The sequence below is a fragment of the Moorena sp. SIO1F2 genome (assembly GCF_010672755.1).
In the GTDB taxonomy this organism is placed as follows: Bacteria; Cyanobacteriota; Cyanobacteriia; order Cyanobacteriales; family Coleofasciculaceae; genus Moorena.
Map to the genome: position 1 here is coordinate 1 of NZ_JAAHFV010000085.1, position 19,433 is coordinate 19,433.

General features: G+C 44.6%; 21 protein-coding genes and 2 pseudogenes. 10 read left to right on the forward strand and 13 right to left on the reverse strand.

The features are described from left to right. Positions 1-530: 530 nt before the first annotated feature. Both F6J94_RS12855 and F6J94_RS12860 read right to left on the reverse strand, forming a co-directional pair. Positions 531-1,838: a PAS domain-containing sensor histidine kinase gene (locus F6J94_RS12855; RefSeq protein WP_293040503.1), complete on the reverse strand. Its 1,308-nt coding sequence runs from the start codon at positions 1,836-1,838 to the stop codon at positions 531-533. A 145-nt stretch (positions 1,839-1,983) separates the two neighbouring features. After that, entirely contained in the window at positions 1,984-2,730 is a 747-nt protein-coding gene (locus tag F6J94_RS12860) for a response regulator transcription factor (RefSeq protein WP_293023909.1), read from the reverse strand. A gap of 293 nt (positions 2,731-3,023) precedes the next feature. On the opposite strand from F6J94_RS12860, the gene F6J94_RS12865 reads away from it, so the two are divergent. Next, positions 3,024-3,770: a creatininase family protein gene (locus F6J94_RS12865; RefSeq protein WP_293040552.1), complete on the forward strand. Its 747-nt coding sequence runs from the start codon at positions 3,024-3,026 to the stop codon at positions 3,768-3,770. Here the strand turns inward: F6J94_RS12865 and F6J94_RS12870 are convergent. Together F6J94_RS12870 and radA are read right to left on the reverse strand one after the other, a co-directional pair. After that, on the reverse strand, positions 3,724-3,867 hold the full coding sequence (locus tag F6J94_RS12870) for a hypothetical protein (RefSeq protein ID WP_293040506.1): 144 nt from the start codon (positions 3,865-3,867) through the stop codon (positions 3,724-3,726). The genes F6J94_RS12865 and F6J94_RS12870 overlap by 47 nt on opposite strands. Continuing rightward, positions 3,851-5,431 (reverse strand): DNA repair protein RadA, encoded by a 1,581-nt coding sequence (gene radA / locus F6J94_RS12875; protein WP_293040509.1) that lies wholly within the window; start codon positions 5,429-5,431, stop codon positions 3,851-3,853. The genes F6J94_RS12870 and radA overlap by 17 nt, the downstream gene beginning before the upstream one ends. A gap of 204 nt (positions 5,432-5,635) precedes the next feature. On the opposite strand from radA, the gene rpaB reads away from it, so the two are divergent. From rpaB to F6J94_RS12890, 3 genes are all read left to right on the forward strand, one after another. Continuing rightward, positions 5,636-6,367 carry a response regulator transcription factor RpaB gene (gene rpaB, locus F6J94_RS12880; RefSeq protein WP_293023917.1) on the forward strand — a complete coding sequence of 244 codons (732 nt, stop codon included), beginning with the start codon at positions 5,636-5,638 and terminating at the stop codon, positions 6,365-6,367. A gap of 61 nt (positions 6,368-6,428) precedes the next feature. Beyond that, complete coding sequence (locus F6J94_RS12885; RefSeq protein WP_293023919.1) at positions 6,429-7,073, forward strand: cofactor assembly of complex C subunit B; 645 nt, start codon at positions 6,429-6,431, stop codon at positions 7,071-7,073. 28 nt (positions 7,074-7,101) lie between these two features. Then, positions 7,102-7,641: a DUF456 domain-containing protein gene (locus tag F6J94_RS12890; RefSeq protein WP_293023921.1), complete on the forward strand. Its 540-nt coding sequence runs from the start codon at positions 7,102-7,104 to the stop codon at positions 7,639-7,641. 72 nt (positions 7,642-7,713) lie between these two features. Here the strand turns inward: F6J94_RS12890 and F6J94_RS12895 are convergent, their stop codons facing one another. The 4 genes and pseudogenes from F6J94_RS12895 to F6J94_RS12910 all read right to left on the reverse strand — a co-directional run. Further along, positions 7,714-8,964 carry a competence/damage-inducible protein A gene (locus F6J94_RS12895; RefSeq protein ID WP_293040512.1) on the reverse strand — a complete coding sequence of 417 codons (1,251 nt, stop codon included), beginning with the start codon at positions 8,962-8,964 and terminating at the stop codon, positions 7,714-7,716. Positions 8,965-9,167: 203 nt separating this feature from the next. Next, complete coding sequence (locus F6J94_RS12900; RefSeq protein WP_293040515.1) at positions 9,168-9,386, reverse strand: hypothetical protein; 219 nt, start codon at positions 9,384-9,386, stop codon at positions 9,168-9,170. A 45-nt stretch (positions 9,387-9,431) separates the two neighbouring features. Beyond that, positions 9,432-10,460 carry a bifunctional diguanylate cyclase/phosphodiesterase gene (locus F6J94_RS12905; RefSeq protein ID WP_293040518.1) on the reverse strand — a complete coding sequence of 343 codons (1,029 nt, stop codon included), beginning with the start codon at positions 10,458-10,460 and terminating at the stop codon, positions 9,432-9,434. Positions 10,461-10,556: 96 nt separating this feature from the next. Further along, positions 10,557-10,823 (reverse strand): annotated as a pseudogene (locus tag F6J94_RS12910) (diguanylate cyclase); the annotation flags it as partial. 659 nt (positions 10,824-11,482) lie between these two features. On the opposite strand from F6J94_RS12910, the gene F6J94_RS12915 reads away from it, so the two are divergent. The 3 genes from F6J94_RS12915 to sodC all read left to right on the forward strand — a co-directional run bounded on the left by F6J94_RS12915 (position 11,483) and on the right by sodC (position 13,482). Next, on the forward strand, positions 11,483-11,824 hold the full coding sequence (locus F6J94_RS12915; protein ID WP_293040521.1) for a hypothetical protein: 342 nt from the start codon (positions 11,483-11,485) through the stop codon (positions 11,822-11,824). A 304-nt stretch (positions 11,825-12,128) separates the two neighbouring features. Next, positions 12,129-12,803: a class I SAM-dependent methyltransferase gene (locus F6J94_RS12920; RefSeq protein WP_293040524.1), complete on the forward strand. Its 675-nt coding sequence runs from the start codon at positions 12,129-12,131 to the stop codon at positions 12,801-12,803. Between the two features lie 148 nt (positions 12,804-12,951). Then, on the forward strand, positions 12,952-13,482 hold the full coding sequence (gene sodC / locus F6J94_RS12925) for a superoxide dismutase [Cu-Zn] SodC (protein WP_293040526.1): 531 nt from the start codon (positions 12,952-12,954) through the stop codon (positions 13,480-13,482). A 269-nt stretch (positions 13,483-13,751) separates the two neighbouring features. Here sodC and F6J94_RS12930 read toward each other — a convergent pair whose 3' ends face one another. Beyond that, positions 13,752-14,243, reverse strand: a complete 492-nt coding sequence (locus F6J94_RS12930; RefSeq protein ID WP_293040530.1) for an NUDIX domain-containing protein — start codon at positions 14,241-14,243, stop codon at positions 13,752-13,754. A gap of 329 nt (positions 14,244-14,572) precedes the next feature. Further along, the gene (locus tag F6J94_RS12935) at positions 14,573-15,271 is read right to left on the reverse strand and encodes a uracil-DNA glycosylase (RefSeq protein WP_293040534.1); all 699 of its coding nucleotides are present in this window, start codon (positions 15,269-15,271) and stop codon (positions 14,573-14,575) included. Positions 15,272-15,434: 163 nt separating this feature from the next. Here F6J94_RS12935 and F6J94_RS12940 point away from each other — a divergent pair, with 163 nt between their 5' ends. Then, positions 15,435-16,157 carry a phosphoribosyltransferase gene (locus F6J94_RS12940; RefSeq protein ID WP_293040537.1) on the forward strand — a complete coding sequence of 241 codons (723 nt, stop codon included), beginning with the start codon at positions 15,435-15,437 and terminating at the stop codon, positions 16,155-16,157. Positions 16,158-16,173: 16 nt separating this feature from the next. Next, a complete protein-coding gene (locus tag F6J94_RS12945; protein ID WP_293040540.1) occupies positions 16,174-16,473 on the forward strand; it encodes a hypothetical protein in 300 nt (99 codons plus the stop codon). Here the strand turns inward: F6J94_RS12945 and F6J94_RS12950 are convergent. Together F6J94_RS12950 and F6J94_RS12955 are read right to left on the reverse strand one after the other, a co-directional pair. Continuing rightward, positions 16,427-17,023, reverse strand: coding sequence for an RNA 2'-phosphotransferase (locus tag F6J94_RS12950; RefSeq protein ID WP_293040543.1), 597 nt, complete (start codon positions 17,021-17,023; stop codon positions 16,427-16,429). The genes F6J94_RS12945 and F6J94_RS12950 overlap by 47 nt on opposite strands. Before the next feature lie 387 nt (positions 17,024-17,410). Beyond that, positions 17,411-17,971 (reverse strand): 3'-5' exonuclease, encoded by a 561-nt coding sequence (locus tag F6J94_RS12955; protein WP_293020152.1) that lies wholly within the window; start codon positions 17,969-17,971, stop codon positions 17,411-17,413. Positions 17,972-18,303: 332 nt separating this feature from the next. Between F6J94_RS12955 and F6J94_RS12960 the strand changes: the two genes are divergently transcribed. After that, a complete protein-coding gene (locus tag F6J94_RS12960; protein ID WP_293040546.1) occupies positions 18,304-18,459 on the forward strand; it encodes a hypothetical protein in 156 nt (51 codons plus the stop codon). A gap of 29 nt (positions 18,460-18,488) precedes the next feature. Here the strand turns inward: F6J94_RS12960 and F6J94_RS12965 are convergent. Then, positions 18,489-19,433: pseudogene (locus F6J94_RS12965) on the reverse strand (sodium:solute symporter family protein); the annotation flags it as partial.

A 19,433-nucleotide genomic window follows, 5' to 3' on the forward strand; every position in this document is an offset into this window, starting at 1 on the left:
TGGAACGCTCAGACATGTTGCTGACAGAACTAGTAGGAGAAGATAAACTCACCATAAAATAGGGGTTGGTAAGGGAAGGCTGGAAGCCCCTGTCCTTTACATTTATGCATGGGTAAGAAAGCACTTAACATAAATAACTGCCCAACAGGACATCTTGATTAGATGCGTTCGCGTAGCGTGGCCAAAGGCCAATCGCGCTTAGCCATCCTTCCGGTGAACAAATTAACAGGCAGTATTTCAATGAAAGTTTTAGGGGTTAGCTGGTTAGCCGAATACAGGTTAGCTGGTTAGCTGGTTACAGGTTAGCTGGTTAGCTGGTTACAGGTTATTAAACCTTGGCCTATTGGCCACGCTACGGGAACAACCAAACAACTTTTAACCTTTAACCTTGGCCTTGGCCTTTGGGCTACGCTACGCGAATGGCCACGCTACGGGAACAACCTTTAACTTTCAACCTTTAACCTTTAACCAAACAACCTACCAGGGCGAGCAGGATAAGACACTATAACACTAAGTAATAGCAAATTGAATCAACCTTTGGTGGTATCTGGAAGTGCAATTTCTATACAGGCACCACCTGTTTCCCAGTGATTGCTGGCTAGGATAGAGCCACCGTGAGCTTCAATAATTTGCTGCACAATGGATAGTCCTAGACCACTGCCACCACGAACAGGTAAGGGGTCTCCATTACTATAATTAGTCTGCTCTCTGGCTCTTGACTGATCTCCCCGGTAAAGTCGCTCAAAGACACGGGGTAAATCTGACTCGGCAAAACCATCTCCTGCATCGATCACCTTAATTTGAATCCAAGTATCGCAAACAGCCGCCTTCTGGGAAGATATAGCATTAACCTCAACTCGAATGGCAGCCTGAGATGGGCTGTGTTTAATACTGTTGTCAAATAAATTCAGAAACACCTGAGTCAGGCGAGAGGGATCAGCTTGCAGATACACTTGATTAGGTCCATTATAGGCAAGGGTTAAGTCTTTCTGTTGGGCTAGGAGTTCTAAGGTTTGCCAGACCCTAAAAATTAAACTCTTTAGTTCTATGGATTGACAGTTAAGATGTAGAGTGGGGTCTTGCTTGAGTTTACTAATTTCCAGCCAATCTTCCACAAGCTGAATCAGCCGTTTGACTTCTGCGAGCATTTTCTCGACCCAGCGGCTTTCCTGAGGCTCCAGACGGCTCTGTAAGGTTTCCGCCACTAAACTAATGGAGGTTAAAGGGGTTCTTAGTTCGTGGGCTAAATCCCCAAACCACTGGTTGCGAGACTCAGCCAGTTCTACCAAAGGTTGTTGGTTTTCCAGAAACACACCAACTTGTTTATGGGGTAATGGCCAACTGGAAGCTCTTAGATAAAGCGATCGCATTTCACCCATGGCCTCCCCATTTAAGCAACTGGGGTGAAATACCCATTCACAGATCCCAGGTTGCTGCTGCTGACGGGTAGTTTCAATCAGCTGATCTAATTCGTAGGAACGCACCCACTCCAGGAATAACCGGATTTCTCCTGATTCCCAGTGATGAATATGTAATAACTGACGCGCTTGCTGGTTGCACCAGAGTAACTGGTTTTCTTCATCCACCAGAAAATAACCTAAGGGTGCTACCTGAACTACTCCCTGCCACGTTTGCAGTTCTTGCTCGATCTGTTCTCGTTGATGATTGGCTCTTGCGATCGCTTGCCGCAAACGAGAAACTGCCGACAACGAGTTGCTGGTAGCATCCGCCTGTAGTGTTCCCAGCATTTGCTGTAGCCGTCGTTTGAGTTGGTGCTGCTGCCACAGCCACAGCCCAATTCCCAAAGCCAGACCTAGTAAAAATGCTAGGATTATCATAACAAAAAAACAATATGAAGTATGAAGGACTTCGTACTTTATACTACTTTATCCTTTATCTATGCTTCATATTTCATTCATTATTTATCCTTGATTCTTGATATTTTCTCTATCCTTTCTCTATCCTTTCTCTATCCTTGATTATTTATCCAAACCGATAACCAAAACCGCGTACAGTGATCAGGTATTCTGGTTTACTAGGGTCTTCCTCTAATTTTTCCCGTAACCAGCGAATATGAACATCGACGGTTTTAGTATCTCCCACAAAATCCATTCCCCATACTTGATCAATTAATTGCTCCCGAGACCAAACTCGGCGGGGATTATTGATAAATAACTCCAAAAGTCGAAACTCTTTGGGAGATAAATTAACGTCTTCTCCCCGAACCATCACCCGACACTCTTGGGGGTACAGCTTGATCTCTCGGAATTGCTGCACTGGTGTTGGAGTCATACCATTCAAGTGTTGGCGACGAATTAAGGCTCGGCAACGAGCAATCAACTCCCGCATACTGAACGGTTTAGTGAGGTAGTCGTCTGCACCAACTTCCAAACCTAAAACCCGATCCGTTTCACTAGCTTTGGCACTCAGAATCAGGATAGGAATGGGATTTCCTCGATAACGTAGCAACCGACACAGATCTAAACCATTAACCTGAGGTAACATTAGGTCTAATATGAGCAAATCCACAGAGTAACCAGTTTGATCGGTATCCTGAAGCATACTCAAAGCTGTAGCACCGTCCGCAGCACTGAATACCTCGTAACCTTCTTCTTCCAGGGCTAGGACGATCATTTCTCGGATTAGTTCTTCGTCTTCCACCACTAAGACTTGTTTAGCCTTGGTCAGCTCAGAAGTGGAAGTACTGTGGGGTATGTCGAGAGCAAGCATAAAGTAAGAAAAGTTGGTAACTGAGGTTACACGTCAAGATATACAAGTAGTACCACGCATCTGTCAATCAGAATATTGACTTAATCATCAATTAACCTTATTTTTCCCAATATATTATCTTGCTGCGGATAGATTATAGTGTCATTTTAGCTAATTAAGAATCCCATCCCCCCCTTCCGCGCGAGGGGTTAGGGGGTATACCTAGGTATTAAAGCCAAACCAAACCTCTACACCTACTTGAAACGAGAGGTTTGGCAGATATCACAACTACTAACCCTCTAAGAGGATTAACCATGCTGTTACACTTGAGTACTTGGACAGAAATTGAAGCTTACCTAAAGGAATCACCAGGGATTATTCTGCCCATTGGTTCAACTGAACAACATGGACCAACTGGATTGATTGGCACCGACGCAATATGTGCAGAAGCGATCGCAAAAGGTGTCTCTGAAGCAACCAATGCCCTAGTTGCTCCAACCATTAATGTCGGGATGGCCTTACACCACACGGCTTTTCCCGGTAGCATCAGCTTGAAACCTAGTACATTAATTCAGGTGCTCAAAGACTACCTGACTTGCTTGACTAGAGCTGGGTTTACCAAGTTTTTCTTTATCAATGGTCATGGGGGTAATATCGCTACCCTTAAGGCAGCGTTTTCTGAAAGTTACGCTCACTTGAGTGATTTACAGATTCCCAATGGGGAAACGGTTCAGTGTCGGGTAGCTAATTGGTTTATGTGCCGTTCTGTCTATAAATTAGCTAAGGAATTGTATGGGGATCAAGAAGGTTCCCATGCTACTCCTTCTGAGGTAGCACTTACCCAATATGTCTATCCCGAAGCGATTAAACAAGCACCCCTCTCAGAAACCGTTGCGTCTGGACACCCCATTTATGGAGCCGCAGATTTTCGTCGCCGTTATCCCGATGGTCGTATGGGGTCTAATCCAGCCTTAGCAACACCGAAACATGGTAAGCAGTTTTATGAGTTGGCAGTCAAGGAGTTGAGTGGTAGTTATTTGGAGTTTCTGGCAGCCGAGTAATCGGGAATCGGGAATCGGGAATCGGGAATCGGGAATCGGGAATCGGGAATCGGGAATTGGTTATGTAACTGGACTTGATCTTAGATCTGATCCTCAATATCTTCAGGGAAGTCTTGGCGTAATCCCCCAGGCAAGGCAGCGATAATGGCATCTAGTACTCTAGATACTTGAATAATTTCAATACCAAGATCAGATAAGGTTTGACCTTTGGGTATGATCGCTCGCTTGAACCCTAACTTGGCAGCTTCTTTGAGTCGGAGTTCCATCTGAGAGACTAGTCGCACTTGCCCGCCTAAGCTGATTTCACCAATCATAACGGTGCGAGGATCGACAACGCGATCGCGAAAACTGGCTACTACCGCAATAGCCATTCCTAAATCAGCTGCTGGTTCTTCTACTCCTAGCCCCCCTGCTGTTGCTACATAAGCATCTAATTTGGATAGAGGAATCCCGACTCGCTTTTCCAAGACTGCCAGAATTTGTTGTAACCGGTTGTAATCAACTCCAGTCGTTGAGCGCCGGGGTGCCCCATAACTAGCAGGACTTACTAGCGCTTGCAACTCTACCAGAATCGGACGAGTACCTTCACAAGCCACGACAGTAGCAGTACCAGGACTCATTTCATCCCGGTTACCCAAAAACAGATCAGAAGGATTCAAGACTTCCTGCAAACCGTTGCTGACCATTTCAAAAATACCGATTTCATGAGTAGCCCCAAAGCGGTTTTTGACAGAACGCAGTAGCCGATGGGAGGCAAAGCGATCGCCTTCGAAGTACAATACAGTATCCACTAAGTGTTCCAGTACCCTTGGTCCTGCGATCGCGCCTTCTTTGGTCACATGACCCACAATTAACAGAGTAATGTTTGACCGCTTTGCTACCTGCATCAGGGCGGAGGTACATTCCCGGACTTGAGCAACAGAACCAGGAGCAGAGGTCAAGGCCGGAAAATAAAGGGTCTGAATACTGTCAATCACTGCTACCTGAGGTTTCAGGGACTCCAACTCTCGCAGAATTTCCTCTAAATCCGTTTCTGGTAAGATATACAAATCAGCGTCTTTAGACTCAGATTTAGACTCAGAGTCTTGAGCAGCTATTCGAGTTTTTGATGATTTTGACTTAGAAGACTTAGACTTAGAAGACTTAGCCTCCTTTTTCACCCTACCGTTATTAGATTCGAGATCAGGGGTTTCTGCTGATACCACACCCAGGCGAGATGCTCGCAGCTTTACCTGCTGTCCTGATTCCTCTGCACAAACGTATAGAATGCGATGCAACTTAGCAAGTTGATTGGCAACTTGAAGCATTAAGGTTGATTTGCCAATCCCTGGATCGCCACCAATTAATACTAAAGACCCAGGCACAACACCACCTCCGAGGACTCGGTCAAGTTCTCCATAGCCTGAGGGGAAGCGGATCTCGACAGTATCAACAATTTCTGAGAAGGTAAGGGATGATCTTGGTTGAGCCGGTCCAGTGTTAGGCTCGTGGTTATCGGAATAAGTATTGGATTGCCAACCCCCGCGACTGATTTTGACCGGGGATGGGGGAGCTACCTCATCCAAGGAATTGTAAGTACCACAGGCAGGACATTTGCCGAACCATTGGGAGGACTCAGCACCACAGGCATTACACACATAGAGCGTTTTAGGCTTCGGCATCCTACTTGAAAAGTCTTAAAAACTCTTAAAAAAACTCAATAATTAAATTAACATTAATGAAAGTCAAGAAAGACTTCACCAGCAAGGAAAATATAATTCTCAACGATAAAACCAACTTTGTAAAGCGTTAGATTAAAGAGATAAACTACTGATAAATTAATAAATCATTAATCTTACTTCACCATTTCGGGAGTACAACGTCAATTGGAAACTCATAAAGAAAAAATTCTTGTTGTCGATGACGAGGCTAGTATCCGTCGCATATTAGAAACTAGGTTATCCATGATTGGCTACGAAGTAGTCACAGCCGCCGATGGAGAAGAAGCCCTAGACACATTTCGTAATCAAGAGCCTGACCTAGTGGTGTTAGATGTGATGATGCCAAAGCTAGATGGTTATGGTGTTTGTCAAGAATTACGCAAGGAATCAGACATTCCCATTATTATGCTAACTGCTTTAGGGGATGTAGCTGATCGGATTACCGGTCTAGAGTTAGGAGCAGATGACTATGTGGTCAAGCCCTTTTCTCCAAAAGAATTGGAAGCCCGTATTCGCTCCGTACTGCGGCGCGTTGATAAAGTCGGAACTGGCGGTATTCCTAGTTCTGGCGTGATTCATGTTGCGAGTATCAAAATTGACACCAACAAGCGGCAGGTCTACAAAGGGGATGAGCGCATTCGGCTGACTGGAATGGAGTTCAGTCTTCTGGAATTATTAGTTAAACGTTCCGGAGAACCATTCTCCCGTTCTGAAATTTTGCAGGAAGTGTGGGGCTATACCCCCGAACGCCATGTAGATACCCGTGTAGTAGATGTCCACATATCCCGGCTACGAGCCAAGTTAGAGGATGACCCGAGTAATCCTGAGCTAATTCTGACTGCACGAGGTACAGGTTATTTGTTCCAACGGATCATTGAACCGGGGGATGAAAAATAGTAACACCTTGATGTTTCCTTTCAGCTGCCTAAGTACTGAACTAACAACCAACAGGTGAGTGATGGCTAAACCCGACCAAAATGATGTACTGCGGCTGCTGCCATTTGCGGTTGGAGGATTGGCAGGGGGTCTGTTGCTGATTAACCGTTTATTAACCTCCCAGCTAACCAATTCTCAAGCTCGTTCTGATGCTGTAGGGGTAATTGTTTGTGCTGTATTGATTTTGACAGGTTTACTGTGGCAGCAGGTACAGCCCAAACCTCCTGATGCAGTTAAACTGATTGGCGAGGAGGGTTTGGAACTCGCTCCAGAACTGCCAGATCAGGTAAAAACTGAATTAGCCTGGGCATCCCATCTATTACTAACTAATACAGTAACGCGATCGCTTGTGGTGGTATACCAAGGCAAAGTCCTGCTGCGGCGGGGGATCTTGGGCAAAAATCCCCAAGTCGAGCCTGGAGCTATTCTCAAGCGGGTTCTCGAAACTCAAAAAGCCGTCTATCTGGTTAACCTAAAGCTCTATCCAGGGCGACTTGAATTTGACTACTTGCCACATAACACACAAGGTGTAATATGTCAACCAATTGGCAATCAAGGAGCGCTAATTTTGGCAGCCAATGCTCCCCGAAGTTACACTAAACAAGATGAAAATTGGATTGAGGGGATTGCTGATAAACTCGCCAATACTCTCTCTGGTCATTTATAAGATGTGGGTACCGCTTCGAATTTAAATAATGTGGTTAATCATTTTGTACTGGTTCCTGATTCTGCTGATGCTAGTAGGCATTATTGGTTCGGTTGTTCCTGGCATTCCCGGTGCCATGTTGATTTTAGCTGCCACCATAATTTGGGGTATTGCTGAGGGCTTTAGTAGCGTCACCTGGCCATTGGGCGTAGCAATCTTTGTGTGGCTACTCGGTATGGGGGTCGATTTTTTAGCCGCTTACTGGGGAGCCAAAAAAGCTGGTGCTAGTAATTGGGGACAAATTGGTTCCATAATCGGCTTGTTCATGGGGGTTTTTGGTCTTTTACCCGCCTTGCCCTTCGGCGGACCGTTACTAGGGATTGTGCTGGGACCGTTGTTAGGGGCGTTTGTAGGTGAGTTTCTCTATCAACGGAAGTTAAAGTTACAGCCTAGAATTAAGCAATCCTTTAAAGCTGGCTTGGGGATTGTGGTCGGTTCATTGGTAGGAAATTTGATTCAGGGAATGCTTGCGATCGCTACTGTGGTGGTGTTTATTTTCACCACCTGGCCCCCAGGTGCAGGGATTTAGCTTGAAATTTAGATTGAAAAGGGTTATGGGTGCACTGCTTGCTAATTAACCCTAACAAGCTAACTAACAAGTTCACCGACTCAGCAATTTGCACCGTAGGCGATCGAGGGCATAGCAGGCGCTGATGTGACGTAGGTCAGACCGACTCCGATGTTGACCCAAGGTGTACTTGTAGCATTCTAAAATGCCATCTGGTCCGGCTAGAGCAATGTAAACTAGACCCACGGGCTTGGTATCGGTATTGCCTCCAGGTCCGGCTATGCCTGTAATACTCAATGACCAGGTTGAAGAAAGAAGCGATCGCACTCCCGTTGCCATTTGCTCTGCTACAACTTTACTTTCCGCCCCCATCCCCTTCAAATCTGAGTAATTTACTCCGAGTACACCAGTTTTCACAGCGTTATCATAAGCAATGATACCCCCCAGAAAGTAATTAGAACTGCCAGGCACACTGGTTATCATACTGCCAATACCGCCGCCAGTACAGGATTCCGCTACGCTCAACGTTTGTGAGGCAGCCGTCAATAGCTGACCCACTACAGAGGCTAGGGTATCGGTGTCAGTACCGAAATAGTTAATTCCCCCAATCTGCTGTAATTTTTGCGCTACTGGTTCAATTAACTGTTGTGCTTCACTTTCTGAAGCCGCACGGGCCGAAACTCTTAACCTCACTTGTCCCTTACTAGCATAGGGAGCAACCGTGGGGTTGGTAAGGTCAAAAAAGGGAGCAACTTTCTCAGCCAAAGCCGATTCTCCAATCCCCCAAAACCGCAACATCCGGCTATAAACGATTTCTTTACCCCAGCCTTGGCTTTTGAGATAGGGAACAGCCGTGTCTCGCCACATCTGATTCATTTCCCTAGGAACACCAGGAAACGTGAGAATGGTTAAATCAGCACGGGGTTTCCAGATGATACCAGGAGCTGTTCCATTCAAGTTGGGTAATACTTGTGCCCCTTCCGGAATTAGGGCTTGCTTGCGGTTATTGGTAGTTAATTGACGTCCCCGCCGGGCAAACTTCTGAGTGATGTCCTCAATAACATCCGGTTCTTCAATCAGAGTAGCGCCAAAAAATTTAGCGATCGCTTCCGTCGTCAAGTCATCCGGCGTCGGACCAAGACCACCAGTAAATAGTAGGATAGTGGAGCGCTCACTAGCAATTGCCAATACTTGCTGTAAACGCCCGATATTATCTCCCACTACTGTCTGATAGTAGTGAGGAATCCCCAATGCCGCTAGCTCCTGGGCTAAAAACTGAGAATTGCTGTTGAGAATATCCCCCAGCAGCAGTTCAGTACCTACACAAATAATTTCTGCACTCATCGATTATGCCTCAGGGGCAAGATAACATTCATTTCTTTCGGCTCTTATCTTATAATCTCACACTGACAGCAATTTTAAAACTATAGGGTTTTCACAAAAAAGGGAACAGGGAATAGGGAATAGGGAATAGGGAATAGGGAGTAGGGAGTAGGTAATATGGCATCAAAAATTATCCTAATTCATTTATATAGCAATTCTCATAGCTATGAGGTACAAAATTTCTGGATTTTAGGGAACAGGGAACAGGGAACAGGGAACAGGGAAGAGAGAATAGGGAATAGGGAATAGCGATCCCCTGCATCAACACAGGGAATCAACGTCAAAGAATACTGTACCTCATAACTGCGAGAAACGCTATAAATACTATATATAAATATAGCAGTTATAAAACAACAAGTTTGATTATGATTATGTATATTCATTTTTTAACAAAAAAAATGAATATACATAATTTTTAAATTATATATTCAATATCGATTAATAGCGTTTTTCATAGTTATGAGGTACACAATATTTTTTCCCGATTCCCGATTCCCTAACCCCTCCTGGGAGGGGTTAGGGGTGGGTTCCGATTCCCGATTCCCAATTCCCGATTCCCCATTCCCTAATTCCCTAATTCCCCGCTTGGATAACACTCGAAGCGGCTTCAGCATCCATTGGTTCCGATAAAAAAAACCTTGCCCATAATCACAATTTAACTCTTGCAAGCTTGCCATTTGTTCAGGAGTTTCGATGGCTTTCGCTGTTACTGTTATCCCGAGCTGGTGAGCTATAAATATGATAGTTTTAACAATAGCTGCATTTTTGGGGTCAGACTCCATATTTTGGACAAAAAAAGGGTCAATTTTAAAGATGTTTATGGGCAGATTCGTTAAATGAGCCAGACAAGAGTAGCTACTGCCAAAATCATCTAGGGCTAATTGAATCCCCTCAGCTTGGAGTTGGTTTAAGTCTATACCTCCGTCGGCTTTTGCAGCTAGTAGAGAATTTTCGGTAATTTCTAATATTAAATTACTCCCAGATATACCAGTCTCCTGCAAAATTTGTTGAAGCTGAGGCAGGAAAGTGGGATGGCACAGTTGTTGTGCAGAAAGGTTGACACTGATGAACAATGGTATAGTATTCCGCAGATGCTGCCATTCATGCAACTGCCAACAAGCAGTACTCAAAACCCACTCCCCCAGGGGAAGAATCAGTCCGGTTTGCTCAGCAATCGATAGAAACTGGGATGGCCTGATCAGTCCCTGCTTGGGGTGCTGCCAACGCACCAACACCTCAAACCCCAGGATTTGCCTGGTCTCTAGGGACATAATTGGCTGATAGTTTAGTATAAACTCATGCTGCCCTACTGCCCTATACAATTCCTCTTCTAATTCTTCCTCTAACTTTCCCAAACCCAACCTATCGCCCTGGCCTTGGTTGGTACATACTGCGTAGCCATCGCCACCTGTGGCTTTGACTTGATACAGAGCACTATCAGCCCTAGCGATTAACATTCCTGGTTTTTGATCCAGTTTAGGAATCTCGCTGGCGATTCCTAAACTCAGGGTGAGCTGCTCTCTAATCGGGGCACTATGATTATCACTATGATTTTAATAGCGATAATTAATGATTTTTATACCTTGCACCGCCTTTTGAATCAAGTGGGCAACCTGTGTAGCCCCAGAGGCATCGGTATTGGGCAAAAGTACCGCAAATTCATCACCACCGTAGCGGGCGACTAAATCAGCTGGACGTTTGACCACATCACGGATAGCTTGGGCAATTTGTTGAAGACATTGATCACCCTTTTGGTGACCATAGGAATCGTTGTAGCGTTTGAAGCGATCCACATCAATTAAAATTATAGCCAAAGGTAACTGGTCTCGCCGTTGTCACCCCCTCAGCTCCCTGCTCCGAAGTCCCTATTCCCTGACATTCCCCCTCAAAGCCAATTGATCAATTTACCTCTTCCATTAAGAGAATCACACCCTGAGGTTCCCCCTCATATCAAGTCTGGTTGAATACCCATAATTAAAGAGAGGGTGGGACCCACCCCTAACCCCTCCCAGGAGGGGAATGTGGGGAGATGGGGAGATTTTTATTAAGGGTAATTATCCTGACATGATATTACGGCAAACCAGTAGGTCAAGGCGAGGGTAGTGATAAACATGATGTCAAAGCCTCCGAGCGAAAATGGCTGGAGACTGATTCGTCGGGTTCGTTTCACATAGGTGCGCTTTCCCCATTAAGAATTAAATTCGCCACGGGTCGTACCTGAGTAATCATGATCCTGACCCGGCGATGGCCTCACGAAAACAACATGATAAACGACGGTATCGACTGGAATTCAAAATACTTTCGTACCAGTACGTGGTTGATTAGTTTTGTCAGTCAACCAGGGTTAATTCAGTTTCCTAAGCAACACCTTATCAAATTCTCAGTTAACGGTCACTTCCTCCTCAGTTAAGACCTGCATTCTAGTAATTAAAGAAAAGCAGTTCACCAATTAAGCTAATCAATCTTAGGAGAAACAAAGATGAAACGTCTCGTACTTGGCAGTTTAGGCACTTTGTTGATTGCTACCGCTACCACTCCCGTCTTAGCATCAGAAATCGCTGCAAATTATACCACCAGCCGTAACAATATTGTCGAAGTTCAACCATTTAACCTGGTCTATCTGGCTTATCAAGGCTACTTTGCTGACCAAGGTATTCCCAGTAATGCTGGTTTCATCAGCGCTGTAAAAACCAAGAGAATTACCGCCAAAGACCTAGTAGCAAGTGCTATTGCAAGAGGAAGATTATCCCCAGAAACCATCAATGATTCTAGCTATCTGGCTCATGTGAAAACTCAACTATCCAACCTGGATAGGGATTAATACTTAGGTAAGCATTTAGCCGTCAGCGGTCAGCCGTCAGCGGTCAGCCGTGAGCTAAAAGCGCATTAGCTAATAGCTGATAGCACCTCAAGTAGCGTGCGCGTAGCGTATTAGCTGATTGCTGAATGCTTACAAAATATCAAATCCTGGCTGGGGTTTGAATTTCACTATGTTTTTTTTAATAAGTTACCTAATAGGTGGTTTTTCCAAAGTACAAAAAAGGTGTTTTATGAAAACATATCAGTCACCTAATATATTTGAGAGTCAGTGGCAACTCTATTAAAAAATACTGACTAACAATTACATGAAACACCGTGAAATTTACGGCATCTTACACGCATTTATAGTCAGCTACTTTCCAACGCCCTTCTCCATGCTTGACCTCGGCTGCGGTGATGCTAGCTTCACCGCCCAGGCTTTAGCCAATACCACTATTGCTTCCTACAAAGGTATTGACCTCTCTGAGCCAGCACTAGAGATTGCTCGTGATAACATGAATTCTATCCCCTGCGAACAGACATTGATCCAGGGCGACTTCTTTGAAGTAGTTTCTGAGTTGGGACAAAAGCAGCAGGATAGGTTCGACGGGATTCTAAGTTCTTTTGCGTTCCATCACCTCAGTTTTGAGCAAAAAGATGGTATTATGGCTAAGCTGAGTCATCTGCTAAAAGCTGATGGTGTTTTTATTCTGATCGATATAGTTTCCACAGATGGAGAAACCCGAAACGCCTATCTAAGACGTTACCTAGAGGGTGTTTACCAAGACTGGGCTCAACTGACTCCCGAAGAAGTTTCCATGGTCGAGGGTCATATATTGTCTAGTGATTTTCCCGAAACCCAAACCACCCTGCAATCCCTTGCCCAGAAACATAATTTTAATCGGGTTGAGTGTCTGTATCGGGATCCCCTCAACACTAGCCAAGTGTTGTGCTTTTACAAAAATAGCGCTAAAAGCCCACTCCAGCTAGGGGTAAGATGAATGGGTGCCAGATTGAGATAGAAGCATGGAAAACTCAGCTCAAGCTGAAAAATCCTCAGAAATCAGCTACGGTAGGGAATAGGGAAACGGCAATCCGAAAGGATCTCAGATCCTTGGAGACCTATCTGTAAGTGGGGTGTAGTTGAGTATGAAAATTATCAGCCTATTAGCTGCGATCGCAATATTTCTAATCTCGGCTTGTTCCAATCAATCCGCGTCAACACCACTAACGGTGAGCATGCATTTGACTGATACCAAAGGCATTGGTAAAGAGATTGGCATTGTCAAAGCAACCCAAACCGAGAAGGGTCTGCAGCTAACCTCGAATCTGTCTGGATTAACTCCTGGAGAACATGGCTTCCATCTCCATACAAACCCCAACTGTGGTCCAGCCGAGAAGGAAGGTAAAGTAGTTCCAGGCTTAGCTGCTGGTGGTCATTATGATCCAGAAAATACCGGCAAACATGAAGGACCATTCGGTAATGGTCATTTAGGTGATTTGCCAAGGCTAGTGGTTAATCAACAGGGTGTTGCTAACACTCCAGTCGTAGCCCCACGGTTAAAGGTTGCTGACCTTAAGGGTCACTCTCTGATCATTCACGCCCAAGGTGACAATTATTCAGACACTCCCAAACCCTTGGGAGGGGGTGGTGCTCGAGCGGCTTGTGGTGTGATTTAGCCACAGTGTTGTGCGTTTTAGTTAACGGGTAAGCTATCAGCGTGTCGCGTATCAGCGTGTCGCGTATCAGTTATCAGCTTATGGGTTAGGTCCGATGCGTCGAAGCCTGTGCCACGACGCTACTGTTCGCGTTGGCGCAGCGTGGTTACAGGCCAAGCGTGCCCGTAGCGCAATCGGTGTTTTTCAATAAAAGAGGTAAGCATTCGTTTAATCTTGAGTTATGGGACGCTGAAGGCTGACAGCTGAACGCGCACGCGTGAGCTTTTAGCTCACGGCTGTTGGCGTAGCCTGCGCGTAGCGCATATGCTTACAGAATTTTGGATCAGCTTACTATTGGTTTTAATGAGTTCTTGTTGTTCTGGCCAGAATAATGTTGGTAATTCATCTATTGGAAACCACCGCAGCTGGTAACTGAGATTTGGATCAGTAGGAGTCCCCTCAATTTGGTCAGTAATGAACAGAAAATAGTAAGTCTTTTTCCAACACTGTTTGGCAAAGTCTAATCGTTCCTTAACTCCCAGTTCAGCAATAAATTTCAGGTCATTTAAGCCCGCTTCTTCCGCAATTTCTCGCTCTGCCGCCTCTAAAATGCTTTCTCCTGGTTCTACATGACCTTTGGGTAAGACGTATTCAAGTCTATTGCCTTCTTGAACTAGAGCAATGTATATCTGCTGCTCCCAGCGGCGGGCAACAATACCACCAGCGGAGGTAGCGTCATAAACTCCAGGTGGTCGTTGATACCAAGTTTCATCAATAATCATTTTATATAGCAATTATCATCACGAGTGAGGTACAAATGTCTGGGTTTTAGGGAATAGGGAATAGGGAATAGGGAACAGGGAACTCAGAAGAGGGAATAGGTAAGAGCGAAAAACTTCTGTGTAGCTGATAGCTATTAAAAACGCTGTATAATTATTGGTTTTTCGTTAATTTACCATTGAAAGTTGTAAATTAACAATTTTAAACTTTCAATGGTAAATTAACAATTAACAATCAACAATTAACACTTAACTAATCTCTACTCCCTGTTCCCTCTTCTGAGTTCCCTATTCCCTGTTCCCTACTCCCTATTCCCTAATATCTATTGCATCTAAGAGCGAATCTCATCTAACTTAGCACGCACTTTCTGGATATCTTGCCACATCAGCCACTTTGGACTACCTTGATCTCGTTTGGGATTCCGCAGTAGGTAAGCAGGATGGAGAATTGGCATACACCACTTATGCCCTTCCCATTCCATCCAGGTACCCCGAATCTTAGTAATCCCCTTCTTGTTACCAGTTAAGCCTTTTACCGCTGTGGCACCAGTGAACAGAATAATTTGGGGGTCTACTAGGCGAATTTGCTCCAACAAGTAAGGTTTGCACGCTTCAATTTCATCAGGAGTAGGGGTGCGGTTACCAGGAGGTCGGCACTTCACCATGTTACAAATATATACATCTTGTTCACTATCGATTTTCACAGATGCCAAAATTTTCTCCAACAGTTTCCCTGCTCTGCCTACAAACGGCATACCGGTCTCATCTTCTTGTTTACCCGGTCCTTCTCCAATAATCATAATTAGGGCCTTAGGGTTGCCACGTCCAATAACAGCCTGAGTGCGGGTAGCTCCTAATTCGCAGCGTTGGCAAGATTGACAGTGTTCTGTCAAGGATTCCATGGTGTCGTAAGTGCCAGGAGGAATAGGGATTTTGGCATCAGTGGGGATTAGCTCCCTTTGGACATTGTTCGGCTGTGATGGGGTTAACTCTGACTCGTCAAAAAGACTAAGTTGTTCTCCGTTGGACATGAGGGCTCACAGAAATTTTTGCAGGCATAAGGCACCTTACTACTAATAGTAGATTGAGGAGATTGTGAGCAAGTAATTATTACAATCTTTCTTTTGATACAGTAATCTTGACAAAAATCCGTAATTATAATATATATCAGGCAACTTCATACCGGAGGAAGCCATGCACACTGCCCCGCTGTTTAGCGATCGCGCTGATGCCGGTGAGCAGCTCGCTCAAGCACTTATCCCCTTGGTGAGCAGGCTGCACGCTACAGGTATTGATGCAACGCCTATTGTATATGCACTACCTCGGGGGGGTATCCCAGTAGCAGCACCAGTAGCTCGGGCACTGGATTGTCCACTAGATATTGTAGTGGCAAAAAAAATTACCACGGCTCGCAACCCAGAATTAGCAATCGGTGCGGTGACTTCCTCGGGAGTTGTACTTTGGTCTGGGCAAAGGCGATGGCGAAACAAAAATGCTCAATGGCAGGAAATAGTATTAGCTCAAGCTCAAGAAAAAGCCCAAGCTCAGGTAGCTCAACTGCAACCGGGTTGTCCGAAAACCAATCCTACTGGTGCCCTAGCGTTGCTGGTTGATGATGGCATTGCTACTGGAATGACCATAGCAGCAGCAAGCGCAGCAGTAAAAGCCCACAATCCAGCACAGGTCTGGATTTGCACACCAGTGGCACCAGGAGGATTAATACCCTGGTTATCACAATGGTGCGATCGCATGGTTATCTTACAAACACCGGAACCCTTTCTAAGTGTCAGCCGCTTCTACCTCAAATTTCCTCAAGTTAAAACCGAGGAAGCTCTAAGCTATTTACAGGAGCATAACTATCAGCATAACTATATTAGAATATCAGAGTCTTCAGTCAACGCTAGCCTAGAGCATTAACTAGCTACTTTAATTTATGAGACTTTGGCAGTTTTGGTGGCGAACATTAGTGCTTTCAACCCAGTACAATCCACCAGAGTTCGTTGAATTAATGATGACCTCATTGGCAATGGCATTACTAGCCACCTGGGGATATTATACCGATGACTGGCCCTATCTGGTACTCAGTTCTAGCTTTGCTATGGGAGCAGCCGTATCCATGTGGGTCAGGGGTACAACCATGCCTTCCTCTAATTCCCCTATGGTTCAGGTAATGGCTATCGTGTTGATTATCTACAGCTTTTATGCTTTTTCTCACCTTTTCGATTACATGTAGACTGAAATGTGAACTTTAAATATTCTGGTGATACCCAATCCACTAACCAAATGCCATTATCGGAACAATAAAAGCTGTGACCGGCGTTGTGCATAGCTGCGGCATCAATGGCAAAAACCACAGGGCGACCATGTCTTGCTCCCACTTTTCTGGCAGTTGCCATATCTGTCGATAGATGAACATGATGTCGCGACATTTTACACAAACCTTGCCGGAGAATTGACTCAACTGCCCGGTGACCTGTGCCGTGATACAGCACATCTGGTGGAACCACAACTTCTAGTTGTAAATCGACTTTGACCGTATGACCTTGATTGGCACGAATTCGGGTACCTGTGGAGTCGAAGGAAAAGCGCTTCTTGTCATTTTTGGCAACTACTTGATCTAAATCAGCACGGCTGATCCGAAAGGAATGCTTTTTACAAGCTGCCAGTAGTTCCTCAACACCAACCCAGCCACCAGGAGCGAGTGTGATTCCAATTCTCTGAGGCTGGTGCCGAAGATGCTTACTCAAATATTTACTAATTTTGACTAACCGAGACGGATTCATATTGATATAGTAATTTGCTATTTTTTAAGTACATATTTCTGGGTTTTTAGGGAACAGGGAATAGGGAACAGGGAACAGGGAATAGGGAACAGGGAACAGGGAATAGAGCAGTTTGTATGCAAACTAAGTTATTTATTATTGCAAATTAATAAGTCGATTTTATTTTTTTAACTTCATTTTCATAATTAAATTATCTGCAAATCGCTATTATTTTATAATAGTGGTGATAAACATTATTAAAGACCGCGCTGCATCGCTTTTCGTCAATTATTATTCCCGATTCCCGATTCCCGATTCCCGATTCCCGATTCCCTAACCCCTCCTGGGAGGGGTTAGGGGTGGGTTCCGATTCCCGATTCCCGACTTCTGGAACAAGTCTAGTCGATATCATGGTGTAGTTCTGAATTGCGAAAGTAACCTTGAGAAGATCCAAGCAATATTCCAAGCATCATCTCCTCCCCGGTGGTGAGTACCTTCCAACGGTAGATTCAGTAAATCCAAAGCTTGTGCCATACCAACTTCATGGGGCAAAGCATAACTAATGGCAAACAAGGTCTTGATGTTGATATGTCTGGAACCGAAGGGATATCTCACAAAACGCGATGTACACTGTTTCTGAAATTGATTTCTATCATAATCCCCATAGCTGGCCCACACTCGCCGAGCAGATAAATACTTATCTTGTAGAATTGAACACGCTTCAACAAACGATATTCCCTGGTCAACTTGCTCCTGGGTTAATGTAGTTAGTTTAGTACAAAATTCACTGACCCTTGAGCGTTCTGGTTTTACCAAAATACTGTCTTTTTCCAGGGGCTTCCCAGAAACAACATCCAATACACAAATCCCAATTTCAATGATTTCGTTTTCTTGTCCTGGGGGTGGCTTCCCTTGCCAACAGGTGGCTTCAACATCCACAACAAGAATTTGGTCGAGTTTTTTGGACATATTAGCCTCCGGCTAGTCGATGTTGGTCAGAATGTATAATTTAGAATGTAGAATTAAGAATTAAGAATTAAGAATTAAGAATGTAGAATTAAGAATGTAGAATGTAGAATGTAGAATTTAGGATTTAGAATTTAGAATTTAGCTCAGTCATGTAATTGTATTACACTATAATACAATTTGCCCAGCATGTCTACTCAAAACTCTCCAACTGAAGACTCAGTACTCAAGACTCACCACTGACCAATGACTTCAGCCTATGCGCTACGCGCAGGCTACGCCAACAGCTATCAGTTATCAGCCTATGCGCTACGCGCAGGCTACGCCAACAGCCTATGGCCACGCTAAAGCGAACAGCTTTTGAAGAAAATAAGCTGACCACTGACAACGTTTATCATAGTAATGAGGTACACAGGATTTTTTCCCGACTCCCGACTCCCGACTCCCGACTCCCGACTCCCGACTCCCTACTCCCTACAACCCAGGACTAAATTAGCTCACCCCATTGATAACTGCTATATCAATCCAGTCTCCGGATCGGCTTGATTGATCCGACAATAATAATTAATCCGGAAAGGGCAACAATAGGGACAACTGGCAGAAAACCGAAGGTAAGACTTTTGGGAATAATCCCCAACTGAAAGCCAATCACTGCGGCTTCACCCACAAGAATCGATACAATACAGGTTAGAGGATGAATAGTTTTGCTATACAATACTGCAATTACCGTCGGAAACAGTACTGCTAATCCTGTAAAGGCTTGGGTTGCGATCGCAGTAATCGTATCTGGGGGATTTTTGGCGATAATTAAACCAATAATTGCCAATAAAACAATCAGTAGTCTACCAACAAAGGTTTGTTCTTTGAGGGAAGCGGTTTTACGGAAATAAGCAAAATAAATATCTCTAGTTAGCATGGAACTGAGAGCCAAAAGCTGGGAGTCTAAGGTTGACATCAAAGCAGCTAATGCTCCGACCATCACTAAAGATGCTAGCCAGATTGGTGTATGTTCTGCTAGCATCATCGGAAACACTTGATCAGATGCTTTTCCTGTCAGGTCAGAAAAGGAAATATGTCCCCACATTCCGATTAGTACCGGACAAATAAACATGATAGCGCTTACTAGGGGATAAATCACTACCGAAACTTTTAGGGAATTGCTAGTTTTTGAGGTATAAAATCGCATGAACATCTGGGGAAACATAGGAACACTAAGCATCCAGAGAATCATGAAGCTAAACCACTTACGATAGGTAAAAAAATTATCTATACCCTGTCGAGAAAACAATTCAGGTTTGAGGGTGTAGACAGTACGGTTAGCTTCAGCAATCCCTCCTAGACTAGAAGCAATTGCTGCTACTGCTGCTAACATTAAGGTAAACATTAAAACCCCTTGGATAACATCGGTTAGGGCAACGCTTCTCATTCCCCCCATGAACACATACAGCACGATTACAACTGTCAA